Below are 22,503 nucleotides of genomic sequence, written 5' to 3'. Positions count from 1 at the left end.
ATGATTCCATATGGCAGACAGGATATCACACAATCTGATATTGATGCTGTAGTTGATGTATTGACCTCAGACTTCCTAACACAAGGCCCAAAAGTGCCTGCTTTTGAGCAGAAAGTAGCAGCGCATGTGAATGCCAAACACGCGCTTGCTGTAAACAGCGCAACTTCAGCCCTACACATCGCCTGCAAAGCGCTGGGGTTGGGATCGGGTGATTGGCTGTGGACGACGCCGATTACCTTCGTGGCTTCTGCCAATTGTGGATTGTATTGCGGTGCCTGGGTCGATTTCGTGGATATCGACCCAAGAACCTACAATCTATGTCCGAAGGCTCTTGAATTCAAGCTGCAAGAAGCCGAGCAGTATAACCGCCTACCGAAAGTATTGGTGGCCGTTCATTTGTGTGGACAGCCCTGCGATATGGAAGCTATCTATGACTTGAGTCAACGCTTTGGTTTCAGCATCATTGAAGATGCTTCCCACGCCATTGGTGGCAAGTATAAAGACGAATACATCGGCAGTGGACGCTACAGTGACATTACCGTCTTCAGTTTCCATCCGGTAAAGATTGTCACCACCGCTGAAGGCGGTATGGCGCTGACCAATGATGACGAACTGGCTAGCCGCATGAACCTAATGCGAAGCCACGGGATTACCCGAGATCAGAACCTAATGACGCATGAGCCGGATGGCCCCTGGTATTACCAGCAGTTGGAGCTAGGCTATAACTATCGTATGACGGAGTTACAAGCTGCTCTTGGCATCAGCCAGATGGATCGATTAGATGCGTATGTCGGTCGCCGCCATGAGCTGGCCAAATGCTACAATGCACTCTTAGAAGGCCTACCTATAACAACGCCATGGCAGCACCCAGATAGTTATTCCGGTCTGCACTTATATGTGATTCGTCTGAAGCTAGGTGCAATACGCAAAACACACCGTCAAGTTTTTGACTCTCTGAGAGAACAAGGAATAGGCGTGAACCTGCATTATATCCCCGTTCATACTCAGCCTTATTATCAGAAAATGGGGTTTAAACCATACGCTTACCCCCAAGCAATGCAGTATTACCGCGAAGCCATCAGTCTTCCGATGTTTCCAAATATGGCTACTTCTGAACCAATTAAGATTTCGAATATTCTTAAAGGATTATTAGATGACTAATATCGTAAAGATAGGTGATAAATATGTAGGTGATGGCGAAAAAACATTTATCACTTTTGAAGCTGGCCCGACACACAATGGCTTAGAAAGTGCAAAACTTCTGGTTAGACATGCTGCAGAAGCTGGTGGTGACGCAGTCAAGTTTCAGATTTTTGATCCGGACGAACTTGTGGCTGATAAAGGATTGATGTACAGCTACGATGTATTAATTGATAAGCAGACAGGCAAAACTGAAACGGTATCTGAATCGTTGTATGAAATTTTTAGAAGGCGCAGCATGCCTGAAAGTTCATGGAGAGAGCTTAAGACGTATGCAGATGAGCTGGGCCTTACTTTTTTTGCAACTATCGGAGATGAAGCGGGGTTTGAGTTGGTAAAGTCGCTTGGCTGCCATTCTGTTAAGATAGCATCAGCAGACGTTAACTACCTTCCTTGGCTTAGAAAAATTGCTAATTTGGGAGTGTCCCTTCAGTTAGATACTGGTAATGCCACTTTTGGTGAAATCGAACAAGCGGTAGATGTAATTCGTAGTGAGGGCAACGATAAAATCATCATTCATAATTGCCCTTCTGGCTACCCCGCACATCTTGATAGCATAAATCTCAATATGCTTCCAAATATAAAGAAAATTTTCAAATGCCCAGTTGCCTATTCAGACCATTCCCCTGGTGAAATAATGGATGTCGCAGCAGTAGCGCTTGGGCAAATTTGGTAGAAAAAACGATAACAGAAGACAAAACGACTCGAAGCGTAGAGCATGTAATGTCTATCGAACCACACGAAATGAAAAAATTTGTAAACACTATACGAGACGTCGAGCAAGCAATGGGGGAACCCCGCAGAATTATGACTGACCAAGAGAAAGCAAACCGTTTAAATATTAGAAGAAGTGCAATTTTAGATGAAGCAGTATCTGAAGGGCAAAAATTATCCTCAGCAAAAATAAAGTTCAAGAGACCTGGATACGGTATTGCACCTGATCAGTATGAAAATATGACTAATATGTACTTTAATAAAGCATTGCCCAAAGGGCATGTTTTATCAGTTAAAGATCTGTCATGAAACCTGTCGCGATTATACCTGCAAGAGGAGGGTCAAAGCGCCTTCCTCGGAAAAATGTATTACCTCTGGGCGGTAAACCATTGCTCGGACGAGTAATAGATTGTTGTCAAGCTAGCAAACTTTTTTCAAAAATAATTGTTTCAACCGAAGATGATGAAATAGCTGAAATTGCTAAAGCTGCAGATGCTTTTGTTTATAATAGGAGCCATTCTTTAGCAGAAGACAGATCTACAGTAGCTGAAGTATGTGAAGATGTTTTATTAAATGGCAACTATGATTTATTTTGTTGTGTTTATGCTACAGCGGCATTATTAAAGCCTGGAACACTAAGGAGTTCTTTTGAGCTTTTTGAAACTAGTCGTAATGCTAATGTTGTTATGGGAGTTTCATCTTATAACTATTCGCCGGCACAAGCCCTGAAAGTTGATAGTAATGCAAGCGCTGAGTTGCTACTGCCTCACTATCTGGGGGTTCAATCTCAATTTCAGCCTAAATTTCGGGTAAGCAATGGAACGTTTTATTGGGGTAGAAAAGATTCTTTCTTAATAGAGAAAACGTTCTATAGCAATAATCTTTTTGTTTTTGATGTTCCAGAGGAAGAAGTTTGTGATTTAGATACTCTCTCTGATTATAATGTATTGTTATCTAAATTCTCCGATGATGATTTATAATATGATGCTTAAAATAAAAAATGTCGTTAAACACAATGAAAATATTCTTTAGAGTTGATGCATCTATTAAGATTGGCACCGGCCATGTTATGCGCTGCCTTGCCCTCGCTGACGAATTACGTCGGCAAGGACATCAGTGCTTGTTTATTTGTAGAAATCACGAAGGCCACTTGGGGAACTTAATTACTCAAAAAGATTTTGAACTTCATGTGCTGCATACACCTAAGCAGTTGGGCACTTTTGCCAATGATAAAGCAGATTTGGCTCACTCCGATTGGTTAGAAGCTCCCTGGCAAACTGATGCAGAGCAGACGCTAAGGGTGCTCATGGGACACGCCCCAGATTGGTTAATCGTCGATCATTACGGACTTGATGCTAAGTGGGAGCGCTCATTAGTCCACGCTGTTGGTCACATTATGGCGATTGATGACCTAGCTGACCGGGAGCATGACTGTGCGTTGTTATTGGATCAAAATCTGGGCCGGGAACCTTCTGATTATGAAACATTGGTTCCTCCGACTTGCAAGCAACTGATTGGGCCAAAGTATGCGCTCCTTCGTACTGAATTCACAGACCTCAGGTCGGTCAGTCTTAAGCGCAGGCGCTCACCGAAACTAAAACGTATCTTGATTTCTATGGGGGGGGGTGACCGAACCAATGTCACTGGCAAGGTACTTAAAGCACTTTCAAACAGCGGTCTACCTCCAGAGACTGAGTTGGATATCGTGATGGGGAATTTTGCTCCGCATCTTGAAGCTGTAAAAAAGCAGGCCTCCAAGCTTTCTTTCCAGACCGCGGTGAGTATTAGCGTTAGTGATATGGCAAACCGTATGTGTGCTGCTGATTTTTCAATTGGTGGCGCTGGAAGCACCTCTTGGGAGCGGTGTTGCTTGGGCTTGCCTTCAATAATGATTGTGCTAGCAAACAACCAACGATTGATTGCAACTGCGCTTGAGCAAACGGGCTGTGCTCAAATGTCCACTGTGGAGGACGTCGATGCCCGGATCAGAGAGGTGATTCAAGAGCTTAAAGTCCAAAGTACAATGCTGATGAGAATGTCAGATAAATCCCAGAAAGTCTGCGATGGCCAAGGGTGCATGCGTGTGGTTGCCGTATTAAGTCATGAGGACAACTTATGAAGATCACCATTTTATGTAGCGACGCTAGCCACCCTGTTAACGTGTACTTGAAGCGTTGGATGCAGCAGCACAAGGCAGTACATGAGATTGAACTTGCGCGCTCCCGATCAGAGCTCACTGGCGGAGATTTTTTATTTTTAGTTTCCTGTTCTGACATTATTAAGCAACAACATCGAAGAGGGTACAACTATACTCTAGTTCTGCACGCTAGCGATCTACCATATGGCCGCGGGTGGAGCCCTCATGTTTGGGAATTAGTGAATGGTGCCAGAGAAATTACCTTAAGCCTCTTGGAAGCTGAAAATCAAGTAGATACCGGCCGAATCTGGCGCAAACGAAAAATCCCGATAGAGAAAACCGCCCTTTGGTACGAAGCGAATCATTTGCTTTTCGAGGCAGAGCTTGAGTTAATGACAGAGGCTATTGAGCAATTAAATCAAATCGATCCACAACCTCAGAGTGACATTGCCGTGCCTAGCTATTATCGGTGTCGAGGTCCACAAGATAGTCAAATAAATCCTGAGAAATCTATATCAGAACAGTTTGATCTACTACGGATGTGTGACCCGGATCGTTACCCAGCCTGGTTCGAGGTGCATGGACAAAAATACAAGATTACTTTGGAGAAGCTGAATAATGACTAATGTAGTAATAGCCGGTAAGACAATTGGTCCTAATCAGCCTACCTACATCATAGCCGAAATGTCAGCCAACCATAATGGCAATATTGAAACGGCTTTTCGTATAATAGAAGAAGCCAAAAAAGCGGGTGCTGATGCCCTAAAAATTCAGACATACACACCGGATACTATCACGCTGAACTCCGATCTACCTGATTTCCAGATTAAAGGCGGCCTCTGGGATGGAAAAACTTTGTATGAGCTTTATGACTGGGCACATACACCTTGGGATTGGCATAAACCTCTATTCGAACACGCTAAAAAGATAGGTATTCCAATTTTCAGCTCCCCCTTTGATACAACCGCTGTAGATCTGCTGGAAGACCTGAATTCACCAGCCTATAAAATTGCCTCCTTCGAAGCGGTCGACTTAGCGCTTATTCGCTATGTCGCAGCTACCGGCAAGCCCATGATTATATCTACCGGCATGGCCAATGCAGAGGAAATTGAGGAAGCTATCACAGCCGCGAGAGAAGGTGGATGTAAAGAGTTAGCCATTTTACATTGTGTGAGTGGCTATCCTGCTCCTGCCGAAGATTACAATTTAAAAACGATTCCAGACATGATAAAGCGTTTTGGATTGGTCACAGGGTTGTCTGATCATACACTGGATAACACAACCGCTATTGCCAGCATTGCGATGGGGGCATCTCTTATTGAAAAACACTTCACACTTGATCGTAACGGAGGTGGCCCAGACGATAGCTTCTCACTAGAGCCCGCTGATTTGGCAGCATTATGCAAGAACAGTAAAGTCGCCTGGAAAGCCCTCGGCCATGTTAACTATAGTAGGAAAGCCAGCGAGCAGGGTAATGTTCAATTTCGTCGCTCACTTTATTTCGTTAAGGATTTGAAAGCAGGAGATGTTATTACAGAAGATGCCGTAAGAAGCGTAAGACCCGGATATGGTTTGCCTCCCAAAATGTTAAAAGAGATATTAGGAAAGAAAGTAACTCAGGATGTTAAGTCGAATACCCCGGTTCGCTAATTATTTGTAAATAATACCTCCAAGACAGTGATTTTATAAAACTTTTAGTCTTGGAGGTGTTCGATGCAGGTAGTAAGGTTTTATTCATAAACTTTTAATTAGTTTTTTTGAAAGCATTACCCTTCGACTAAGTTGTTTATGTAGCTTTCAAGACTCATTTCTAAAACTTCTTTTAGTTTATCATCAGCTTCATATAAATTTCCTAGATACATGCACTTCATTAATAAGAAATTTAAACAGAAATCATGCGAAAAATTGCTTATAAGTTTTCCTTGTTGTGTGAAAGATAAATTTTTAATATTAAGATTTGAAATTTTTTCTCTATATTTTTCATCATAAGTGGATGCTTTGTTTATATTGGCATATAGAGTGCAGTTAAAAACTTTTATTTTTCTTGGTGAGAATGTTATTAAGTCGATTAAACTTCTTGGTGCCGAATGAGGCATAGTTAGTAAGTTGTTTCCTAATTCCTGTATAGTTCGCGCATTGTTCTCGTTATTGAGCAAAGGAATAATAGATAAGTAGTTATAAAAAATCCCGCTATTTTGTGAACTTTGATTGTTGTCTACGTTTCTGATAATAGATGTTGATTTATATATTACGTCGGTTCTTTTCCCTAAATAGAGTACGTTTTCTGAGTTGTCGACAGGAAAGTTCATGCGTGAAACAATATCGAAGTTATCAATTTCTGCGCCTTGTGGTTGAGCGGTAGATGCCGAGCCTACAATAGCTACGCTTTTGCCAAAAATAAGATTTTCAAATTTTCGGTCATTAATGTTTCGATTTCTAAAAACAGATGTTCCTTTAGTTATATGAGAGTGCAAAGAACTTAAGAGAACACTTTCCGTTATGTTCTTTGGTTTGTTAGAGTGAATTTTAAGTAATTCATTGAGTTCTATTTTTTTACAGTTTATGTAATTTTCTATATCACCTTTAGCAAAATAAATCCCAGATAGCTTGTTTATAAATACGGAGTTTTTCCACAATGTTTTAAAGCTATCAATGTCAGGGAGTGGATCTATTTCTTGCAATTTATGATAAAAATATTCAATTGATTGCCCATGTGTCAAATTTGGTACTTTTTCAGCCTCGCTTGCAGCTTCACTTATGCTACGAAAAATTGCCTTTGCGCGTACCGTGTTAACTACATATTCAAGTTGGAAGTAGTCGGCCATGCTAACTAGATGGCTTTTAAATTTATAGTTCCAGGTTGCAGAGTGTATGTTTCTTGATCTATAAGAATAGTCTATATAGTTAATAAAAGATGTTTCACTCAAAAAAGTAGTTCTGGTTGGCGTTTTTTTACAGCTTTTAGTTATTTTTATTTTTTCTACTATGGCTGCATTTTTTACAGCTTTTAAATCAAGATTGTACCTCCTAGGATTGAAAGAAAAAAACCAATCGCAGTCGTTACCGTAAAGCCCATGTTTTGAAAAATACTCATGCTTGTATTTAGTGTAAAAGCTATTTTTTGGAATGCTATATTCTGGCTCTATAACTAAGTCAGGAAGAAGTAAGGTTATGGTTAATTTAGGATGTATTTGTTTCTCTATAAGGCAAATTCGCCAATCGTAGCTTGATAGGCTAACTGAGTATCCTCGACTTTGCTCTAAGCTTATCAGTTTATCTATGCGGTCAACCTGGTTCTGAGTAATAGGATAAAAAATATTATTTTTCACTATTAACTTTATTTTTTTTGAAAGCGAATATCTTTTTTTAATGATAACCATAAGATTAGCTAACCTAAAGTTAAATTAACATAAATGTGGGGCTGAGTGCTTTTTTTTGAAAATTAATTGCGACGATTAAAATAACGAAATTCTGCGTGCTGACAAAATCGAACATTTTTCATTTAAGAGCACAATCCAGAGCCGGAGGTAAAAAAGCAGCGATATGTTTACATTTTTTGTTACCTTTTAATTGGATTGCTAATAACTGATGAAATCTCTGAAAGCGCTATCTTCTCTATTTCCGGAAAAATAGGTAAACATATAACCTTTTCAGAAATTGACTTCGCATTTTTCAGATGATTTTCTTTAAATCTGCTATTGTAATGGGTGGTGTTGCTAATTAATGGATAAAAATACCTGCGTGCGTAAATATTTTTTTCTCTTAATAAAAAGTAAAGTTTATCTCTGCTTATCGGATATTCCTTGTCTATTACTATTGGGAAATAAGAAAAATTATGCTTCTCAAGGTCTAAGGGCTTCAATAATCTAATACCTTTTATTTCACTTAACGCATCCCTGTAGTGCTTGTCTACTAACTTTCTACTTTCAAGAGCTGCGTCAATATATTTCAACTGAAGTAAACCAAATGCTGAATTCACTTCACTCATCTTTCCATTAATACCTGGCGCAACAACGGTAACTTCGTCAACGAAACCAAAGTTTTTCAAGTTATTGATATGTTGTTTCGTTTTTTTATCAGGGCAAATGATAGCGCCGCCTTCGAAAGTGTTAAATACTTTAGTAGCATGGAAGCTTATCGCGCTTAAATCACCATGTCTTAAGATACTGCCTCCTTCGTCTTGAACACCGAAAGCATGCGCAGCGTCATAAATAACTTTGAGATTATATTTATCCGCAATTTCCTGAATAGCATTTACATCACACGGATTTCCATAGCAATGAACGGGCATGATCGCTGTAGTGCGAGAGGTAATGGCAGCTTCAATTTTTTTAGGATCAAGGTTGAAAGTGTTAGGATCAATGTCAACAAAAACAGGTGTAATGCCGTTCCAAGTCAAGGAATGTGCCGTTGCTACGAATGAGAAGGGCGTAGTAATAACTTCGCCAGTAATTCTCAGTGCCTGTAAAGCAGTTAGGAGCGCTATAGTTCCGTTATTGAAAAGCGCTATTTCAGGTACTCCTAGGTACTCGCACAGGGCTTCTTCAAGCTGTTGGTGCATTGGCCCATTATTAGTGAGACGCTTGCTTTTCCATATCTTTTCTAAATATGGAATGAACTCTTCTAGCGGTGGAAGGTAAGGCTCTGTCACATAAATTGGTTTATCGCTCATGCTTCTCTCGATACTTGTTTTAAGTAGGCCCCGTAATTGGTTTTCTCAGTGGATTGCATAAAACCATCAATGCTTTGTGACAGTGTGAAACCTTGCGAACCACTACCAATGAATCTTGCGCAACCTGTAATGGACATGACGTAATTTTTAAAGCTGGCCTTAATGCGAAATTCTGAGTCGAGCGGATTTAACCAGTTAAATATGTCTTAATTCTGACAGAATGCATCAACCTCAATTGGTAGAAAAGCGGTATTTGTTGGCCTTATGAATATCATTTAAAGCATGGTAGTTGTCCGTCAGCTGATAGCAGAATATAAAATTTATTTTAAATCAGCGGGTTATGCACTTTTCGAGCTATCTGGATACAGCTTTTAAAATCCTTTTATAGCTGCTTTTTCTATACCAAAGAAGCTACTGGCTTTTTCTTGACCTTGGTACGAGCCATAGGTAACGCCACACCCCCTCATGTGTTACTGGTTAGCCATAAAGCTTATCGACAAAGAAAGTTGCAAATACTTGCTAATCTAATAGAGGATGATTGCTGTGGATAATTAATCATAAGTGGGCTGTACTTTAATATTAAAAACTCTAGAATAGTTAATGTTTCGAGCATTAAAATTATTGCTTACTGAGCAAGCTCTTACCATCTTCAGAGCTAAACATCTTAACGCTCTTAGGTGACTCTCGGTCAAATGCTAAAATTCCGTCTGATATGTCTTTTTTAATAACAGTGCCAGACGATATTTTACAATACCGTCCAATGTTTGTGCGTGGATCCACAACCACTCCCGCACCTAGAAACGTATATTCACCAATGCTAGATTCACCATTGACATCAACATGTGGGGAAATAACGGCGCCAGAACCAATTGAAACATCGTGGCCAATTGTAGAATGTACGTTTATTATCGCATTATCACCGATATTTGAAAAAGGGCCAATGAAAACAAATGGTGCAACAATTACTCCTTGCCCAATATTTGCAAGTGATGAAACTACTGCACTAGGGTGTATTATTGTGATGAACTTTCCCCCTGCGGCCTTTATCTCAGATCTTTTTTGCTTGACTGTTAAGGCTGTGCCTATGCTAATGATAGATTTTTTTTCTGCAAAGCGATCAATATTTGTGATGCTGCTGTGAAAAGATACTGAATAACCAAGAACGTTTTGAATGTCGTCCGCTCGTGAAAACTCACTAGAAACAATATCAGTAACGATCAGTTTCTTATCACTGTTCTCGCTATGGTGTGTAACATCATTTATATACATAGCCAACTCGATAGCCATGGCACCGCACCCATGAATTATTATTTCTACAGAATCATTAGTCATCGTTCTCTCCTAATTATGCAGTACTGCCGCCATCGACTGTTAATATTGTGCCAGTGGTTTTTTCCGCGCCGGGTTCAAGCAAATATCGAACAGCATGAGCCGCATGTAAAGGATCTGGCAAACCAAGTGGCGCGCGACGCTTGACTGACTCAAGCTTTGACCCTGCTAACCCTTGCGTCATATCTGTCATCATGTAACCAGGCGCTACACAATTTACAGTGATGCCTGCACGGCCCACTTCTCGTGATAAAGAACGTGTAAACCCTTCTAAACCTGCTTTAGTTGCGCCATAAACGGATAAGCCGCTAAAGCCAGTCTGCGCAATTATTGATGATATATTAACAATTCGTCCACGTCTTACTTTCATCATCTGCCGAACCATATATTTTGTCAATGTGATCGGTGCTTCCAAGTTGAGCGCTAATACACGCGAAATATCAGATGCGTGCTGAGTGGCAAGTAAGCCATCAAGGCCAGTTCCAGCATTATTTACCAGCCCGTATGGGGCTTGGCCTATTAAATCCATAATATCGTTTACCAGTCCATGAATTTCTCCGATCTGCGTGAGGTCAAATTCAATGAAATGGCTGCGTTCACTAGGCAGCGTATTAAACTCTTGCGTAACGTTACGTCCGATTCCAATGACATTATAGCCGGCTGCAACCAGTTCCTTTGATATAGCTAAACCAAGCCCTTTTGCAGCGCCTGTAACGACTACTGTATCTTGACGATCAGTGTTCATTTTTTTGTACCATTTTTCCCGTTAAATTTGTTTTGATTTCATCAATAAATCGAATAACTTTAGGACGCTGATATGGTGCGAGTTTTTCAGTTATAAAATTTTCAATGTCTACTCTGGATTCACTTTCATCCAAGCTATCACGTAGTTTGATATCAGCTACAACTAACGTGCCAGTGAAGGGGTTTTTCTTTCCGTATACATGTGCTTCTAAAATGTTTTCGTGCTCAAGAAGAACGTGCCTCACTTGCTCTGGTATTACCTTGTCCCCCCCAATATTTAACACCCCACTTGCTCTTCCTACAATGTAAAAACGGTCTCCCTCTACACTTACTAAGTCGCCAGTGTTTATCCAGCCCTCCTCGTTAGATAAGCTTTGCTCACCAGCATAACGTTGGCCAGCGCCGCGAGAGCGTAAAAATAAGTGGTCATCACGTATAGTACTCTGCACTACGGCAGCATTGTCATCTAAAAATGAAAGAGGAAAGCCAGCCTTACCGTCACTGACAGATATCCCTACACCTGCTTCTGTTGAGGCATAGACATGAGTAATACGTGCTCTAGGAAAACTTTTATTTAGTGCGACTAGTATTGTCTCATCTGCTGCTTCACCGCCTAAAGTGATCTGCTGCAAATTGAGTTTTTCACTACCAGGACACATCAAAATTTTTCGCCATAGGGTAGCTGTAGCAGATATATGAGTTACGCCAGTAAGTAAGCAAAATTTTACACACTCATTCATCGGCGCTGTTAGGTCAGGCACGACTAGGGTATGACCGCCAAGCAATGCTTGAAAGAAAACTTGGTAACCAGCAAAGCGCGTAACATCGTAAAATAGTGCCCAGACGTGTGGCATAGATTCTGTCTGAGTTGTTTTTAGAGCCATTCGAGCGAGTGTATCCAGTGAATGCAGAACTAACTTCGGAGATGCAGTCGTCCCCGATGTTGGCACAAGCCACGTTGTTTTAATCCACTCTACTGGTTTCTCATCAGTTGCTGCTGGCTTCGGTTCTGAAGTGCTAACAATTGTAAGACCCTTCTCAGTAAATAATGCTGTCTCTTCAATAGGTAGGTCAGTTACGACATGTGAAAAGCTATGTTGGTTTAAAATGCTCGAAATATCCGTTTTGGACATTCGTGTGCTGATTGGACAAATAGAAGATGCTGTACCGTCTAAAGCAATCAGCATTCGAGCCTGATCAACAATGTCTTTACAATAAACAACAACCGCGCTGCCGCTATGATCCCACGTGATATCGCAGATATCCAAATAACTGATTTTTTTATGTGGCGTATATATCGCAATACGTTCAGGACTGGCCGCAGTCACAACCTCAAGATGGGATTTAAGGCTTGTGTTTTTCATAGAATTCTACGAACTCGCCAAAGGTCTGTGGATAGAAAGCTTCATCTGCTATCGAAAATGGGTCATAACCAAGTTGGTCTTCTAGCTCTACAACAAGGATAGCAAAACCAAGGCTATCAAGCCCTGATTCTAAAAGTATCAAATCGTCATTGATAGCTGGAGGTGTCTTACCCCTGGCTTCTCGCTGAAAAACTTCTAGAAAAATTCTTTGAATAGTGTTTTTCACACATTGCTCCTTGTTTGATAGCTTTTAAAGGACTATTTCTTAGGCTTGCACTGGCTGTTTAAGTGAGATAATAAAATATTTCGCGCTGATGATGCCACTTTTAGCTAATTCTGTGTGTCAAAGACCTGAGCATACGTTAATAGGTCTGTTGCGTGCAGCTGCTTTGTGAGCTCTTGACGGATGATATTGGTATTCATCACGACTTTCTAAGCGTTATCACGTTCCAGCAAGGTAAAAATAATGTACTCGATGTTAGCTCGGGTTGATTTTCAACCCAGTTGTCCAAATGGCTGCCTCTAAGCAGCCTGTTTATTACGCCCAATTTCGTGCACTTTTCCAGGATTGGGCCATATCGAAACGAGCATCTCCCCGTTTCGGGTGTTGCCCGACCAGTGTTGTGTAGGTCGGCGCTTAGCCCGTTTGTAAACCGCTTTGCGGTGCTCAAGACGTTCTCAGTCGACACCTCGATGCCGCTCAGAAGCCGTCACTTACCGCGCTTAGCGATGCAAAGCTCTTTGTGGGCGAATACTTGACGGTGAGGAACAACGCTTCCGAGTTAGGTGAGACAGCGGCAGGCTCTGATACTCGGGGCGATTACAGGCGCTCAAAATGGACTGTTCCTCCTCTTGAGTCAACTGATGTGGCTGACTGCCTTGTGCATTGTGTGAAAGCTGATCCTCACCACCACTCCACATCCTGAACGCCAGCGTTTCAGCACGTGCTCGCTCATGTCTATCATCGCCGCTGCTTTATAGCGTGAAGCGCCCCCCACTTTTACCGCTGCTTCAAGCAAGCCAATAAGCCTTGCACGTTTCTCAAGAGGCGTCAGACTTCCTCTACCGCCGTTTGGGTTTTTGTCGTAACAGGTGTCGAGCTTTTTGAAAGCACCGGCAATGATGTCGTTTCCGCCAAGACTCTGTCTTTGCGGCGTCCTTCTGCTTTGAGCCGTTTGATCATTTTACGGTCTTCTTTACGTTGTCTTGTACCGTTTTTGCTTGGTCTTCTTGATTGCCAGCGCCCTGTAGGTAAGCGGCTTTCCTCTCCTGGTGCTGCTTGAGATAAAGGCTTTTTCGCGGCAGTAAGCACTAAGCTTTGTTTCTGACAGGGTGACGGTTTCGATGACCACAGCAAGCTTGGCATCAGGCGATCACTCGTTGTGGCTTTGGGTTATAACCCAGCCACAGGTACTCCTTTTTCTCGATACTGTTTTAGCCAACTATACAGCGTCGTGATAGAGATGACTTCTTCAGTGGTGACCAATACCACACTGCGATTCTGGGGTGGCAATAACTTTTTTAGTACGGCTGCTTTACGCTCTCTAGAATAAGGTGATATCGCTAGCCGGACAACAAGGCCGACAGTGGGTGGAGTTGCGATCAGTCCAGCGTGGCGATCTGCAGCCTGATCGAAACCGCCAAAGCCAATGGCCTCTGGCCCTAAGACTACTTACACCACATCTTGGAGACGCTGCTGACTCTCAACAACGATGACCTCAACACGCTACTGTCCTGCAGTGGCAAAGAAACATTACTGGTCTGAGCAATCACTGTCTAGATGTGGTTATTGGATCGATTACGAAGCACCGATGCCAAACGACGCATCAGGCGATATTGTGTATCGATTTCGCAAAGCAGGAGTAATTCGGCGTTGGAGGTAATGTGAGCCCTGGAGAAATCAGCTTTAATTTTGCGGCGGGAGAGTGGCGAGAAGGCCAGTTTTTCAGGCACCATTTTAGAAGCGGCTGTTGGTGTTATTTTTGGTGTGAGGCCCTGAAATTTTAACACCTTCAACTTCTTTCGTTTATACCCAGTGAGAAATTCGGACTAGATAGTATAGATGATAAGTTATAGCGCATCTGTTAAGATTTAAAGAGATGCTTTTTTTAATCGTAGTAATGTTGACAGGTCTTCGGGTTATGTGTTTTTTTGAAAGATTTTGTATGTTTCTGTCCTGTTAAGAAATTATGTTATTAATGATAATTTTTATTATAATTGTTCTTGTGTGTTTTGTTGTTAACAACCGACTGAATTTAAGAGGTGTGAGTTGGAGATTAAATTGTCGCCGCTTTTAAATAAAGCAATACGAACTCTCGCAGCAAAAAGGACGATGTTGAAAAGAGAAAAAGATACCATTGAAACTATTGTTGTCGGTTCCTCTCATGGTGATTTTGGCTTTGATCCTCGTTATTGTGATAATTCGTTTAATCTTTGCTATAGGTCTTTAGATTTGAAGCACTCTTTTGGGCTTTATAGTTACGTGTGTAACACTTTGCCAAATTTAAAAAAATGTAGTTGTTTTTTACTCAGTTTTTTCCTCTGGGTTTTCTTTAGAGAGAAGTAATAGTGAAAAAGAAATTTCTGTAGCTGTTAATGAACTTTTTGATCTCGGCTTTACTTATGATGACGAAGTGCTAGTTGAGTCAGCTAGTAAGATAAAAGGTCATTTTAACGATTACGACGTTGAAATTAATGGAGAAAGAGGTTTTTTGACAACTGGGAAAGGGTTTTTATCTGAAAATATAGGCGTCGATATTCGCTCGTCAGCTCATATGAAGCATAATGCTAGTAAGGATTTTAATCTTTATTTAGCAAAAATAATTTCATTATCTCAGAGAATGGGACATAAGGTTTATGTAGTGATTCCACCTGTGAGATCTGATTATAGAAAGGCAGTTGGCAAAGATTTTGGAAGTATCTTTTCTGGTCTTTTAGAGCTGAAAAATGAGTTTAATTTGGATTATGATGTTCCGATAATCAATTTTTACAACGATGAAGGTTTTGTGGATAGTTATTTTGGAGATTTTGCCCACCTCATGCCAAGCGGGGATGGTGCTAGGCTTCTTTCATTAGTAATCAATAATATTTTGAAGGATGATGATTAATTACTTCGATGTTGTTTTTTTGCTCTTCGACGCTGGGTGTAGAATTCGTTTCCTTAGCTGGATCAGAATATGATCTCCCCAGCAGCCGTAGGTATGGCATGGACGGAACTCAGATTCTGACTCTCGTCTTGAGCTTGGGAACGCCCTGGGTCTTTAAAAATCAGTACCTAGATACTTCCGTGCCACCCCATCGTTTGGATTTCTTTGTCGGGGCTGAGAAAGTGTAGTGGCATTCTGTACAGAGGCGTTTGGTAAGGACACCACTCACGCCCGTTGAGCTGTGCCCTTTGCTGATTAAGCTAGGTGGGGCATCACATATACTGAGCTTCTTGGCCCTATTTCTGAAAGATTTATCTCCTGCGCAGTCTCGCTGGCTTACATATCAGCCGGTGCGACTAACATCGCACTGAAAATCAACTCTTTAGGTTTGGATGACGACATTCAGATATTCACTCAAGATGGGAAGCAACTGATAGGGGCGCTTATTGGAGGGCTCATCCTGACCATGTGAGGTATTTAATATGAGGCGCGCACAGAGTTTGCAGCAAGCAGGCGTTTCGATGCTCGCTTAGGCAAATCAGAATCCCCAAAGCGTTCTTTCGCTGCTGGATTAATGAGTTTGTCGATGAGGTCATTGCTGCTTCTACGGCCTCTACCACTAATGACTTAGCCCACTAAAATTGATCTTCCCGGCGTTTGCTCGATAATGAATAGTTATCTTCGGCACTCGCCACTTTGCGGGTGCCCAAATTTTACGTTCATCATTGGGCGGGAAGACACCCCATGGATCCGCAAAAACTAGCGGTAACCTTAGCGATTGCTGCAGGCTGGTTGAGTTTCAACAGCCTGGTCATTTACATGTATTTTCTATTAGGGGGCAGAGGTGTACTTGAAGGGGGAATGTGGCGTGGCGGAGAGTGGCTAAGGCTTGGGCAGGCAGTGCCAGCCGATGAGAGCAGTGAAATTCCCGCTGAGCCTCCTGCTGTTGCTAAACAGATGAATACCTCCTCTACGTTACCCGAGAGCGAAGATAGCGTAGAGGAGGTGGCACCTGTCGCGGTAGAAGAGAGCACTCATGTGCTGTTTGTGATGTTTGACCAGCCGGATGTTGCACTCAACAAAAAGCTGCTTTCGTGCCTGCAGAAATGGGAAGCTCACTATGATGCCGCATTCCAGGTTTACAGCGTGCCAGGTGTTACTCCGCAAAACCCATTGCGGATTGCCAATGCCTACCCGCCTGGTGTAATGCCCTCCCCAGAGGCCTTCCAGCAAGATGAGCACTTAATTGGGGGCGTGAGCGTGATCCTCAAAAAGACCAAGCGCAGGCGCGGGTTTGATAAGGTGCAGTTGGAGAAGCTCGTGACGTTTACACAGGAGTTGGCTGCGTTAGGCGGAAGCGTGCTGGATGCCGAGCGCCAAATTGCTACCCCAAAAACGTTCCTGGCCATCCGGCAGAAGTAGCCAGAGGCCTCTCTGTGGCTGATATTCAATAAGAGAATAAAAATTAATTTTAATATTCTTTTGTATGCTTTTTTTCATAGGATTAAAATAGTCTCCATTGATGCCTCATGACTATTTGTGTGGTTATTCGTATTGTCGCACTACCGACCAACGAGGAAACAGACTCATGCCACTACCCCGTAAGCTTAACCTAACCCTGGCCGCCCTTTCGTTGAGCGTTGCTAGTGGGTTGTTAGCCGCCTCTGCCCAAGCCGATACACTTCGGGTCGGTATGTCCGGTGGTTATTTCCCTTTTACGTTTGTGGAGCAAGACGAGCTAAAAGGCTTTGAAGTTGATGTTATGAACGCCGTGGGTGAGATCACCGGTGATGACATTGAGTTTGTTACCGCGAGCTTCTCGGGCTTGGCGGGGATGCTGGAGTCTGGGCGTATCGATACCATTGCTAACCAGATTACGATCACCCCGGAGCGTGAAGCGAAGTATGTGTTCACTTCGCCTTACGTTTACGACGGTGCTCAGGTCGTGGTGCGGGCGGGTAATGATACTGTTCAAGGTGTGGAGGATTTATCCGGCAAAAGCGTTGCGGTTAATCTGGGCTCGAACTACGAGCAGCTACTGCGTGAACAACCGAACGCAGATGAAATCGATATTCGCACCTACGAGTCCAACATCGAGCAGGATGTGGCACTAGGCCGTGTTGAGGCATTTGTCATGGATCGCGTCAGTGCTACGCAGGTCATTAAAGAGAAAGGCCTACCATTGGAACTGGCTGGCCAGCCGTTCTCGACCATTGAGAATGCGCTGCCGTTTCGTGATGACGAGGCGGGCCGTGAGCAGCGTGACCGCGTTGATGCAGCCCTTACTGAGCTTCGTGAAAGCGGTGAGCTGAGTGAGATATCCGAAAAGTGGTTCGCTACTGATATCACTCAGCCGTAACCGTTGGAACTATTCGCTTCAGGCGGCCGTGGCATTGCCACGGCCGTTTGCTTATCCGCAATTTGGCTATGCTTTATTACCATGTTGATTGACCATGCTTAACCTTGAGTATATGTGGGGGCTGTTGCCGGTTTTGCTGCGCTATCTGCCGCTCACAATTCAGATGGCGACAATTGCCATGTTCTTTGCGCTGATAATCGCCTGCCTGTTAGCTGTGGTGCGTGTGTCGCAAGTACCTGTGTTGAATGGCGTGGCGCTGCTGTTTATCTCTTTTTTTCGCGGCACGCCGCTGTTGGTACAGCTCTTTTTGTTTTATTACGGCCTGCCCCAGCTGATTAATGCGCTCATTTCCATTAACGGGGTGACTGCCGCTGTGTTAGGGCTAACGTTGCACTTCTCTGCCTACATGGCCGAGTCTATCCGCGCTGCTATTGTGGGTATTGACCGTAGTCAGACAGAAGCCGCGCTCTCCATCGGGATGACCCAGTCGCAACTGATGCGGCGTATCATTCTGCCCCAGGCGACCCGCGTGGCAACGCCGACGCTGATGAACTATTTCATCGACATGATCAAGGCGACCTCACTGGCCTTTACGCTTGGGGTGACTGAGTTGATGGGCGCTACCCAAAAAGAGGCTGCGGGCAGTTTCCTTTACTTGGAGGCATTCTTGCTGGTGGCGCTGATTTACTGGGTGATCGTTGAAATACTCTCCTGGGGGCAGCGTCGGTTAGAAATTTACCTGAATAAGGCCTATCAACGATGATTTCGCTGCAAGGCATTACCAAGCATTTTAATGGCCATACGGTGTTTCAAGATATCGACTTGAGCCTTGCCCAAGGCGAGATCATTGTCATCATCGGCCCTTCCGGCACAGGTAAATCGACGCTTTTGCGGTGTATTAACTTCCTCGAACGTCCTGATGCAGGCCGTTTGCAGGTAGGGGATCTGAGTGTCGATACCCAGAAGGCCAGCCGGGCAGATATTCTCGCGCTGCGTCGGCGTACTGCGTTTGTGTTTCAGAACTACGGCTTGTTCGCTAACAAAACTGCGCTGGAGAATATCAGCGAGGGTATGATCGTGGTGGACAAAATGCCCAAAGCCAAGGCCCATGCCCGCGCTAGAGAGATTCTCGAACGCATTGGCTTGGCGGATAAAGCGGATGCTTATCCGGCGTCACTCTCCGGCGGCCAGCAGCAGCGGGTGGGAATCGGCCGGGCGATGGCGGCCAACGCTGATGTGATTCTGTTTGATGAACCGACCTCATCCCTTGATCCTCAGTGGGTCGAGGAGGTGCTGAGCCTGATGAAGCAATTAGCAGTAGAACGCCAAACGATGATCGTGGTCACCCACGAGATGCAGTTTGCTCGGGAAGTAGCCGATCAAGTGGTCTTTATGGACGACGGCGGTATCGTCGAGCAAGCCCCGCCTGAGGAGCTGTTCACCGCACCAAAAGACGAGCGAACGCGACACTTCTTGCGCAAAATTTTAGCGCCCACGGGGCAGGCGGTGCCCTAAGGCAGGCCGAGAGCCATTGAGCACCTTGCACTCATTGACAACTGCTAGCAAGCGGGCCTGGCGCGTGATAGACTACGCCATCCTCTCAGACAAGACCCGTGGGCGGGCAGCTTATTTAGACTGCCTGCTGCACATTTTGGTAGGATGATACGCCTGCCAAATCAATTGGTTGTTGCGGAAACGTCGTGCTGTGACAGCGCAGCCGACGAATACATATTTAATTTCGTTGCCGTTTTATCGGCAACCTTTATTCTCCAAGGAGATACCCTGTGGCGAACAGCAAGCAAGCTCGCAAGCGCGCCCGCCAGGCCGAGAACCGTCGTGTCCTGAAATCCAGCCAGCGCAGCATGGTTCGCACCTACATCAAGCGTGTAGTGAAAGCGATCAGCACCGGCGACCACGCCAAGGCAATGGAAGAGTTCAAGGCAATGCAACCGGTCGTTGACCGTATTGCAGACAAAGACGTGCTGTCTAAGAAGAAAGCAGCTCGCCTGAAGAGCCGTTTGAACAAGCGTATTAAGGCACTGGCGGCGTAAGTCGGCAGGCGCCATAAAAAACCGGCTGCGGCCGGTTTTTTGTGTCTGGATATTCTCTTTGGATGGTTTCTTTGGATGGCCTTTTCTGGATAGCTTATGACGGCGAAGAAAGCACCCAATACCTCCCTTGATACCGCAATAGCCCGTCGTGGGCTAATGCGCTCGGGCCTTGTGGTGAGTGCCATGACCATGCTGTCGAGGGTGATGGGGCTGGCGCGCGATGTTGTCGTTGCAACCTTGCTGGGGGCAGGGGATGGCGCCGATGCGTTCTTTGTGGCGTTTAAAATTCCCAATTTTCTGCGCCGTCTGTTTGCCGAGGGGGCCTTCAATCAAGCCTTTGTGCCGGTACTTTCAGAGTACTCCACCCAGCGCAGCCGGAAGGAGATACGCGCACTGCTGAATGCCACTGCAGGTAGCTTAACGGCGGTGCTGGCGTTGATGACCGCCGTGGCCATGTTGTGCGCGCCGTGGCTGATTTGGGTGTTTGCCCCCGGTTTTGGCAGTGACCCGGAAAAGCTGGCGCTGACCGCAGACATGCTGCGCTTAACATTTCCCTATTTATTGCTGATCTCGCTCACCGCGTTTTCTGGCAGCGTACTGAATACTTGGAACCGCTTTGCGGTACCCGCGTTTACCCCGGTGCTGCTGAATCTTTCGCTGATTGGTGCGGCGCTTTTTTTAATGCCGCTAATGGAAGAGCCCGCCATGGCGCTGGCTTGGGGTGTTCTGATCGCCGGGGCCGCCCAGTTGGTTTTTCAGGTGCCGTTTTTACTGCGCTTGGGCTTGATGCCCACACCCTGGCCTAATTTTGCCCATGAGGGCGTGCGGCGCATACTAAAGCTTATGGGGCCTGCGCTATTTGGGGTATCGGTATCGCAAATTAACCTACTGCTGGATACCGTTTTGGCGTCACTGCTGGCAGCGGGCAGCGTGTCGTGGCTCTACTACTCCGATCGTTTGGTCGAGCTACCCCTGGGCGTGTTCGGGGTGGCCATTGGGACGGTGATTCTGCCCGCGCTCTCTAAACGCCATGCCGACCAATCCAAAGAGCACTTTGCGGCGATGCTCGATTGGGCTATCCGTATTGTATTGCTGTTAGGCTTACCCGCAGCGCTGGCGCTGGCAGTATTGGCTGAGCCGCTATTGATCACGCTGTTCCATTACGGGGCGATGACCGATAACGACATCCAGATGGCCGCGATGAGCCTGCGCGCTTATGCCTTCGGTTTGGTAGCCTTCATGTTGATCAAAGTATTGGCGCCGGGCTTTTTTGCTCGCCAAGACACCAAAACCCCGGTGAAGGTAGGCATTATCGCCATGGTCGCTAATATGGTGTTTAACATACTGCTGATTTGGCCACTGGCACATGCCGGGTTGGCGTTAGCCACCGCGCTTTCTGCGTTCTTAAACGCGGGCTTGCTGGGCTACCTGCTCTATAAGCAGCAAGTATTGGTCTTTCAGCCGGGTTGGAAGCGCTATTCGGTGCAACTGATAGGTGGTAGTGGATTGATGTGTGCGGCACTCTACTTTGTAGCGCCCGACTGGCAGGCGTGGCTTACCTTTGGGCTTTGGCAGCGGATAAGCTGGGTCACTGGGTTAGTCATACTGGGCGGCTCGCTCTATTTTGCGTGGCTGGCGGCACTGGGTTTGCGCGTTCGTCATTTTAAAATGCAATCGTAACTGCACCCCGCCGGGCGTGTTCGTTATAATCAGAGGCTTTATGTCCTCCAACGGCTGAGGTGCCATGCGCGTCATTCGAGGTCTGCACAATTTGAAAGCGGCTCATCGAGGCTGCGTTGCCACCATCGGTAATTTCGATGGTGTGCATCGCGGTCATCAAGCCATTCTGCAGCAGTGCCGTGAACATGCAGCACGCTGGAGTGTGCCGCTGACAGTGGTCGTTTTCGAGCCCCAGCCGCGGGAGTTTTTTGCCGGTGAGCAAGCGCCACCGCGGTTAACCCGGCTGCGCGAGAAGGTGCGGTTACTACGCGATTTTGGCGCCGAGCAAGTGCTGGTTCTGCCGTTTAACGATGCTCTGCGCAGCCTCACCGGTCGCGAGTTTATCGATCAGGTGTTGATTGATGGGTTAGGCGTTAAGCACTTGGTGGTGGGCGATGATTTCCGCTTTGGCTGTGATCGCCGCGGTGATTTTGCGCTGCTGGCGGAGGTCGGGCTGGAGCAGGGCTTCGGCGTCGAGCACACCCGCACCTTTACCGTGGATGACGAGCGGGTTTCCAGTTCGCGGGTGCGTACGTTGCTGGCGAGCGGTAATTTTTCTGCCGCTGCGCGTTTGCTGGGCCGCGCCTATTCGTTACATGGCCGCGTGGTGCGCGACCAGCAGTTGGGGCGCACCATTGGTGTACCGACTGCCAATTTGCCGTTGATGCCTCAACCGTTAACGCTGCGGGGTGTCTTCGCAGTAGTGGCTGAGCTAGACGATGGCCAGCGTTACCCGGCGGTGGCAAATGTGGGCTTCCGTCCCACGGTAGGGTCGGAGCGGCCAACGCTGGAGGTGCACCTGCTGGATTTTAACGCTGACCTCTACGGCCAACGCATGACTGTGTTTCCCTGCGCACGCCTGCGGGGCGAAGTGAAATTTGACGGCCTTGAAGCGCTGAAAGCGCAAATTGAGCGTGACCAGGCCCGCGCTCGCCGCTATTTTGCGGCGATGGAGGGTAAGGAAGACTACTCTCTTCCGCTGGCCTCGGCCCCGCTTGGGCGTGATACGATTTCTTATGATTCTTCTTCGGCGGATGACGCCGTCGATACTGACAACGGCTGACAGAC

Annotated in this window: 21 protein-coding genes and 2 pseudogenes; 15 read left to right on the top strand and 8 right to left on the bottom strand. The window is 45.4% G+C overall.

Annotated features, from left to right (window positions below; genetic code table 11):
- The 7 genes and pseudogenes from pseC (at position 1) to pseI (ending at position 5,701) form a co-directional block, all read left to right on the top strand.
- Complete coding sequence (gene pseC / locus OM794_RS18180) at positions 1–1,161, top strand: UDP-4-amino-4,6-dideoxy-N-acetyl-beta-L-altrosamine transaminase (protein ID WP_226251241.1); 1,161 nt, start codon at positions 1–3, stop codon at positions 1,159–1,161.
- A pseudogene (locus OM794_RS18175) lies at positions 1,154–1,938 on the top strand (N-acetylneuraminate synthase family protein); the annotation flags it as partial. The gene pseC and the pseudogene OM794_RS18175, both read left to right, overlap by 8 nt.
- Complete coding sequence (locus tag OM794_RS23420) at positions 1,924–2,223, top strand: SAF domain-containing protein (protein WP_413927731.1); 300 nt, start codon at positions 1,924–1,926, stop codon at positions 2,221–2,223. The pseudogene OM794_RS18175 and the gene OM794_RS23420, both read left to right, overlap by 15 nt.
- A complete protein-coding gene (locus OM794_RS18170) occupies positions 2,220–2,894 on the top strand; it encodes a cytidylyltransferase domain-containing protein (RefSeq protein ID WP_226251243.1) in 675 nt (224 codons plus the stop codon). The genes OM794_RS23420 and OM794_RS18170 overlap by 4 nt, the downstream gene beginning before the upstream one ends.
- 20 nt (positions 2,895–2,914) lie before the next feature.
- On the top strand, positions 2,915–4,033 hold the full coding sequence (pseG, locus tag OM794_RS18165; RefSeq protein WP_226251244.1) for a UDP-2,4-diacetamido-2,4,6-trideoxy-beta-L-altropyranose hydrolase: 1,119 nt from the start codon (positions 2,915–2,917) through the stop codon (positions 4,031–4,033).
- Positions 4,030–4,677, top strand: coding sequence for a formyltransferase family protein (locus tag OM794_RS18160; RefSeq protein ID WP_226251245.1), 648 nt, complete (start codon positions 4,030–4,032; stop codon positions 4,675–4,677). The genes pseG and OM794_RS18160 overlap by 4 nt, the downstream gene beginning before the upstream one ends.
- Positions 4,670–5,701, top strand: a complete 1,032-nt coding sequence (gene pseI / locus OM794_RS18155) for a pseudaminic acid synthase (protein WP_226251246.1) — start codon at positions 4,670–4,672, stop codon at positions 5,699–5,701. Before OM794_RS18160 ends, pseI begins: the two co-directional genes overlap by 8 nt.
- A 116-nt stretch (positions 5,702–5,817) precedes the next feature.
- On the opposite strand, the gene OM794_RS18150 is transcribed toward pseI, so the two are convergent.
- The 8 genes and pseudogenes from OM794_RS18150 to OM794_RS18115 form a co-directional block, all read right to left on the bottom strand.
- On the bottom strand, positions 5,818–7,431 hold the full coding sequence (locus tag OM794_RS18150; RefSeq protein WP_226251247.1) for a hypothetical protein: 1,614 nt from the start codon (positions 7,429–7,431) through the stop codon (positions 5,818–5,820).
- A gap of 179 nt (positions 7,432–7,610) precedes the next feature.
- Entirely contained in the window at positions 7,611–8,723 is a 1,113-nt protein-coding gene (locus OM794_RS18145) for a DegT/DnrJ/EryC1/StrS family aminotransferase (RefSeq protein WP_226251248.1), read from the bottom strand.
- 618 nt (positions 8,724–9,341) lie between these two features.
- Complete coding sequence (locus tag OM794_RS18140) at positions 9,342–10,055, bottom strand: hypothetical protein (RefSeq protein WP_226251249.1); 714 nt, start codon at positions 10,053–10,055, stop codon at positions 9,342–9,344.
- Between the two features lie 13 nt (positions 10,056–10,068).
- Positions 10,069–10,797 carry an SDR family NAD(P)-dependent oxidoreductase gene (locus tag OM794_RS18135; RefSeq protein WP_226251250.1) on the bottom strand — a complete coding sequence of 243 codons (729 nt, stop codon included), beginning with the start codon at positions 10,795–10,797 and terminating at the stop codon, positions 10,069–10,071.
- Complete coding sequence (locus tag OM794_RS18130; RefSeq protein ID WP_226251251.1) at positions 10,787–12,160, bottom strand: ANL family adenylate-forming protein; 1,374 nt, start codon at positions 12,158–12,160, stop codon at positions 10,787–10,789. The genes OM794_RS18135 and OM794_RS18130 overlap by 11 nt, the downstream gene beginning before the upstream one ends.
- Complete coding sequence (locus OM794_RS18125) at positions 12,141–12,386, bottom strand: acyl carrier protein (RefSeq protein ID WP_226251252.1); 246 nt, start codon at positions 12,384–12,386, stop codon at positions 12,141–12,143. The genes OM794_RS18130 and OM794_RS18125 overlap by 20 nt, the downstream gene beginning before the upstream one ends.
- A gap of 825 nt (positions 12,387–13,211) precedes the next feature.
- Positions 13,212–13,526, bottom strand: coding sequence for a hypothetical protein (locus OM794_RS18120; RefSeq protein ID WP_226251253.1), 315 nt, complete (start codon positions 13,524–13,526; stop codon positions 13,212–13,214).
- Between the two features lie 422 nt (positions 13,527–13,948).
- Positions 13,949–14,116: pseudogene (locus tag OM794_RS18115) on the bottom strand (IS1380 family transposase); the annotation flags it as partial.
- Between the two features lie 677 nt (positions 14,117–14,793).
- On the opposite strand from OM794_RS18115, the gene OM794_RS18110 reads away from it, so the two are divergent.
- The 8 genes from OM794_RS18110 (at position 14,794) to ribF (ending at position 22,498) form a co-directional block, all read left to right on the top strand.
- The gene (locus OM794_RS18110) at positions 14,794–15,267 is read left to right on the top strand and encodes a hypothetical protein (RefSeq protein ID WP_226251254.1); all 474 of its coding nucleotides are present in this window, start codon (positions 14,794–14,796) and stop codon (positions 15,265–15,267) included.
- A gap of 783 nt (positions 15,268–16,050) precedes the next feature.
- Positions 16,051–16,728 (top strand): hypothetical protein, encoded by a 678-nt coding sequence (locus tag OM794_RS18105; RefSeq protein ID WP_226251255.1) that lies wholly within the window; start codon positions 16,051–16,053, stop codon positions 16,726–16,728.
- A 166-nt stretch (positions 16,729–16,894) separates the two neighbouring features.
- The gene (locus OM794_RS18100) at positions 16,895–17,665 is read left to right on the top strand and encodes an amino acid ABC transporter substrate-binding protein (RefSeq protein WP_226251256.1); all 771 of its coding nucleotides are present in this window, start codon (positions 16,895–16,897) and stop codon (positions 17,663–17,665) included.
- A gap of 94 nt (positions 17,666–17,759) precedes the next feature.
- On the top strand, positions 17,760–18,428 hold the full coding sequence (locus OM794_RS18095; RefSeq protein WP_226251257.1) for an amino acid ABC transporter permease: 669 nt from the start codon (positions 17,760–17,762) through the stop codon (positions 18,426–18,428).
- Positions 18,425–19,180, top strand: coding sequence for an amino acid ABC transporter ATP-binding protein (locus OM794_RS18090; protein WP_226251258.1), 756 nt, complete (start codon positions 18,425–18,427; stop codon positions 19,178–19,180). Before OM794_RS18095 ends, OM794_RS18090 begins: the two co-directional genes overlap by 4 nt.
- Before the next feature lie 269 nt (positions 19,181–19,449).
- Complete coding sequence (rpsT, locus tag OM794_RS18085) at positions 19,450–19,716, top strand: 30S ribosomal protein S20 (RefSeq protein ID WP_008959243.1); 267 nt, start codon at positions 19,450–19,452, stop codon at positions 19,714–19,716.
- A gap of 96 nt (positions 19,717–19,812) precedes the next feature.
- Positions 19,813–21,396 carry a murein biosynthesis integral membrane protein MurJ gene (murJ, locus tag OM794_RS18080; RefSeq protein ID WP_265153941.1) on the top strand — a complete coding sequence of 528 codons (1,584 nt, stop codon included), beginning with the start codon at positions 19,813–19,815 and terminating at the stop codon, positions 21,394–21,396.
- A gap of 64 nt (positions 21,397–21,460) precedes the next feature.
- On the top strand, positions 21,461–22,498 hold the full coding sequence (gene ribF, locus OM794_RS18075; protein ID WP_226251259.1) for a bifunctional riboflavin kinase/FAD synthetase: 1,038 nt from the start codon (positions 21,461–21,463) through the stop codon (positions 22,496–22,498).
- The last annotated feature ends 5 nt before the right edge of the window (positions 22,499–22,503 follow it).

It is taken from the genome of Halomonas sp. BDJS001 (assembly GCF_026104355.1).
GTDB lineage: Bacteria > Pseudomonadota > Gammaproteobacteria > Pseudomonadales > Halomonadaceae > Vreelandella.
Note: the sequence above shows the minus strand (reverse complement) of the source record. Positions and strands in the feature narration are given on the sequence as shown.

Excerpts from the sequence above, each read along its gene's own strand:
- pseC (WP_226251241.1), top strand. The coding sequence starts at position 1 with ATGATTCCATATGGCAGACAGGATATCACACAATCTGATATTGATGCT.
- OM794_RS23420 (WP_413927731.1), top strand. The coding sequence starts at position 1,924 with ATGTCTATCGAACCACACGAAATGAAAAAATTTGTAAACACTATACGA.
- OM794_RS18170 (WP_226251243.1), top strand. The coding sequence starts at position 2,220 with ATGAAACCTGTCGCGATTATACCTGCAAGAGGAGGGTCAAAGCGCCTT.
- pseG (WP_226251244.1), top strand. The coding sequence starts at position 2,915 with ATGTCGTTAAACACAATGAAAATATTCTTTAGAGTTGATGCATCTATT.
- OM794_RS18160 (WP_226251245.1), top strand. The coding sequence starts at position 4,030 with ATGAAGATCACCATTTTATGTAGCGACGCTAGCCACCCTGTTAACGTG.
- pseI (WP_226251246.1), top strand. The coding sequence starts at position 4,670 with ATGACTAATGTAGTAATAGCCGGTAAGACAATTGGTCCTAATCAGCCT.
- OM794_RS18150 (WP_226251247.1), bottom strand. The coding sequence starts at position 7,431 with ATGGTTATCATTAAAAAAAGATATTCGCTTTCAAAAAAAATAAAGTTA.
- OM794_RS18145 (WP_226251248.1), bottom strand. The coding sequence starts at position 8,723 with ATGAGCGATAAACCAATTTATGTGACAGAGCCTTACCTTCCACCGCTA.
- OM794_RS18140 (WP_226251249.1), bottom strand. The coding sequence starts at position 10,055 with ATGACTAATGATTCTGTAGAAATAATAATTCATGGGTGCGGTGCCATG.
- OM794_RS18135 (WP_226251250.1), bottom strand. The coding sequence starts at position 10,797 with ATGAACACTGATCGTCAAGATACAGTAGTCGTTACAGGCGCTGCAAAA.
- OM794_RS18130 (WP_226251251.1), bottom strand. The coding sequence starts at position 12,160 with ATGAAAAACACAAGCCTTAAATCCCATCTTGAGGTTGTGACTGCGGCC.
- OM794_RS18120 (WP_226251253.1), bottom strand. The coding sequence starts at position 13,526 with ATGCCAAGCTTGCTGTGGTCATCGAAACCGTCACCCTGTCAGAAACAA.
- OM794_RS18105 (WP_226251255.1), top strand. The coding sequence starts at position 16,051 with ATGGATCCGCAAAAACTAGCGGTAACCTTAGCGATTGCTGCAGGCTGG.
- OM794_RS18100 (WP_226251256.1), top strand. The coding sequence starts at position 16,895 with ATGCCACTACCCCGTAAGCTTAACCTAACCCTGGCCGCCCTTTCGTTG.
- OM794_RS18095 (WP_226251257.1), top strand. The coding sequence starts at position 17,760 with ATGCTTAACCTTGAGTATATGTGGGGGCTGTTGCCGGTTTTGCTGCGC.
- OM794_RS18090 (WP_226251258.1), top strand. The coding sequence starts at position 18,425 with ATGATTTCGCTGCAAGGCATTACCAAGCATTTTAATGGCCATACGGTG.
- murJ (WP_265153941.1), top strand. The coding sequence starts at position 19,813 with ATGACGGCGAAGAAAGCACCCAATACCTCCCTTGATACCGCAATAGCC.
- ribF (WP_226251259.1), top strand. The coding sequence starts at position 21,461 with ATGCGCGTCATTCGAGGTCTGCACAATTTGAAAGCGGCTCATCGAGGC.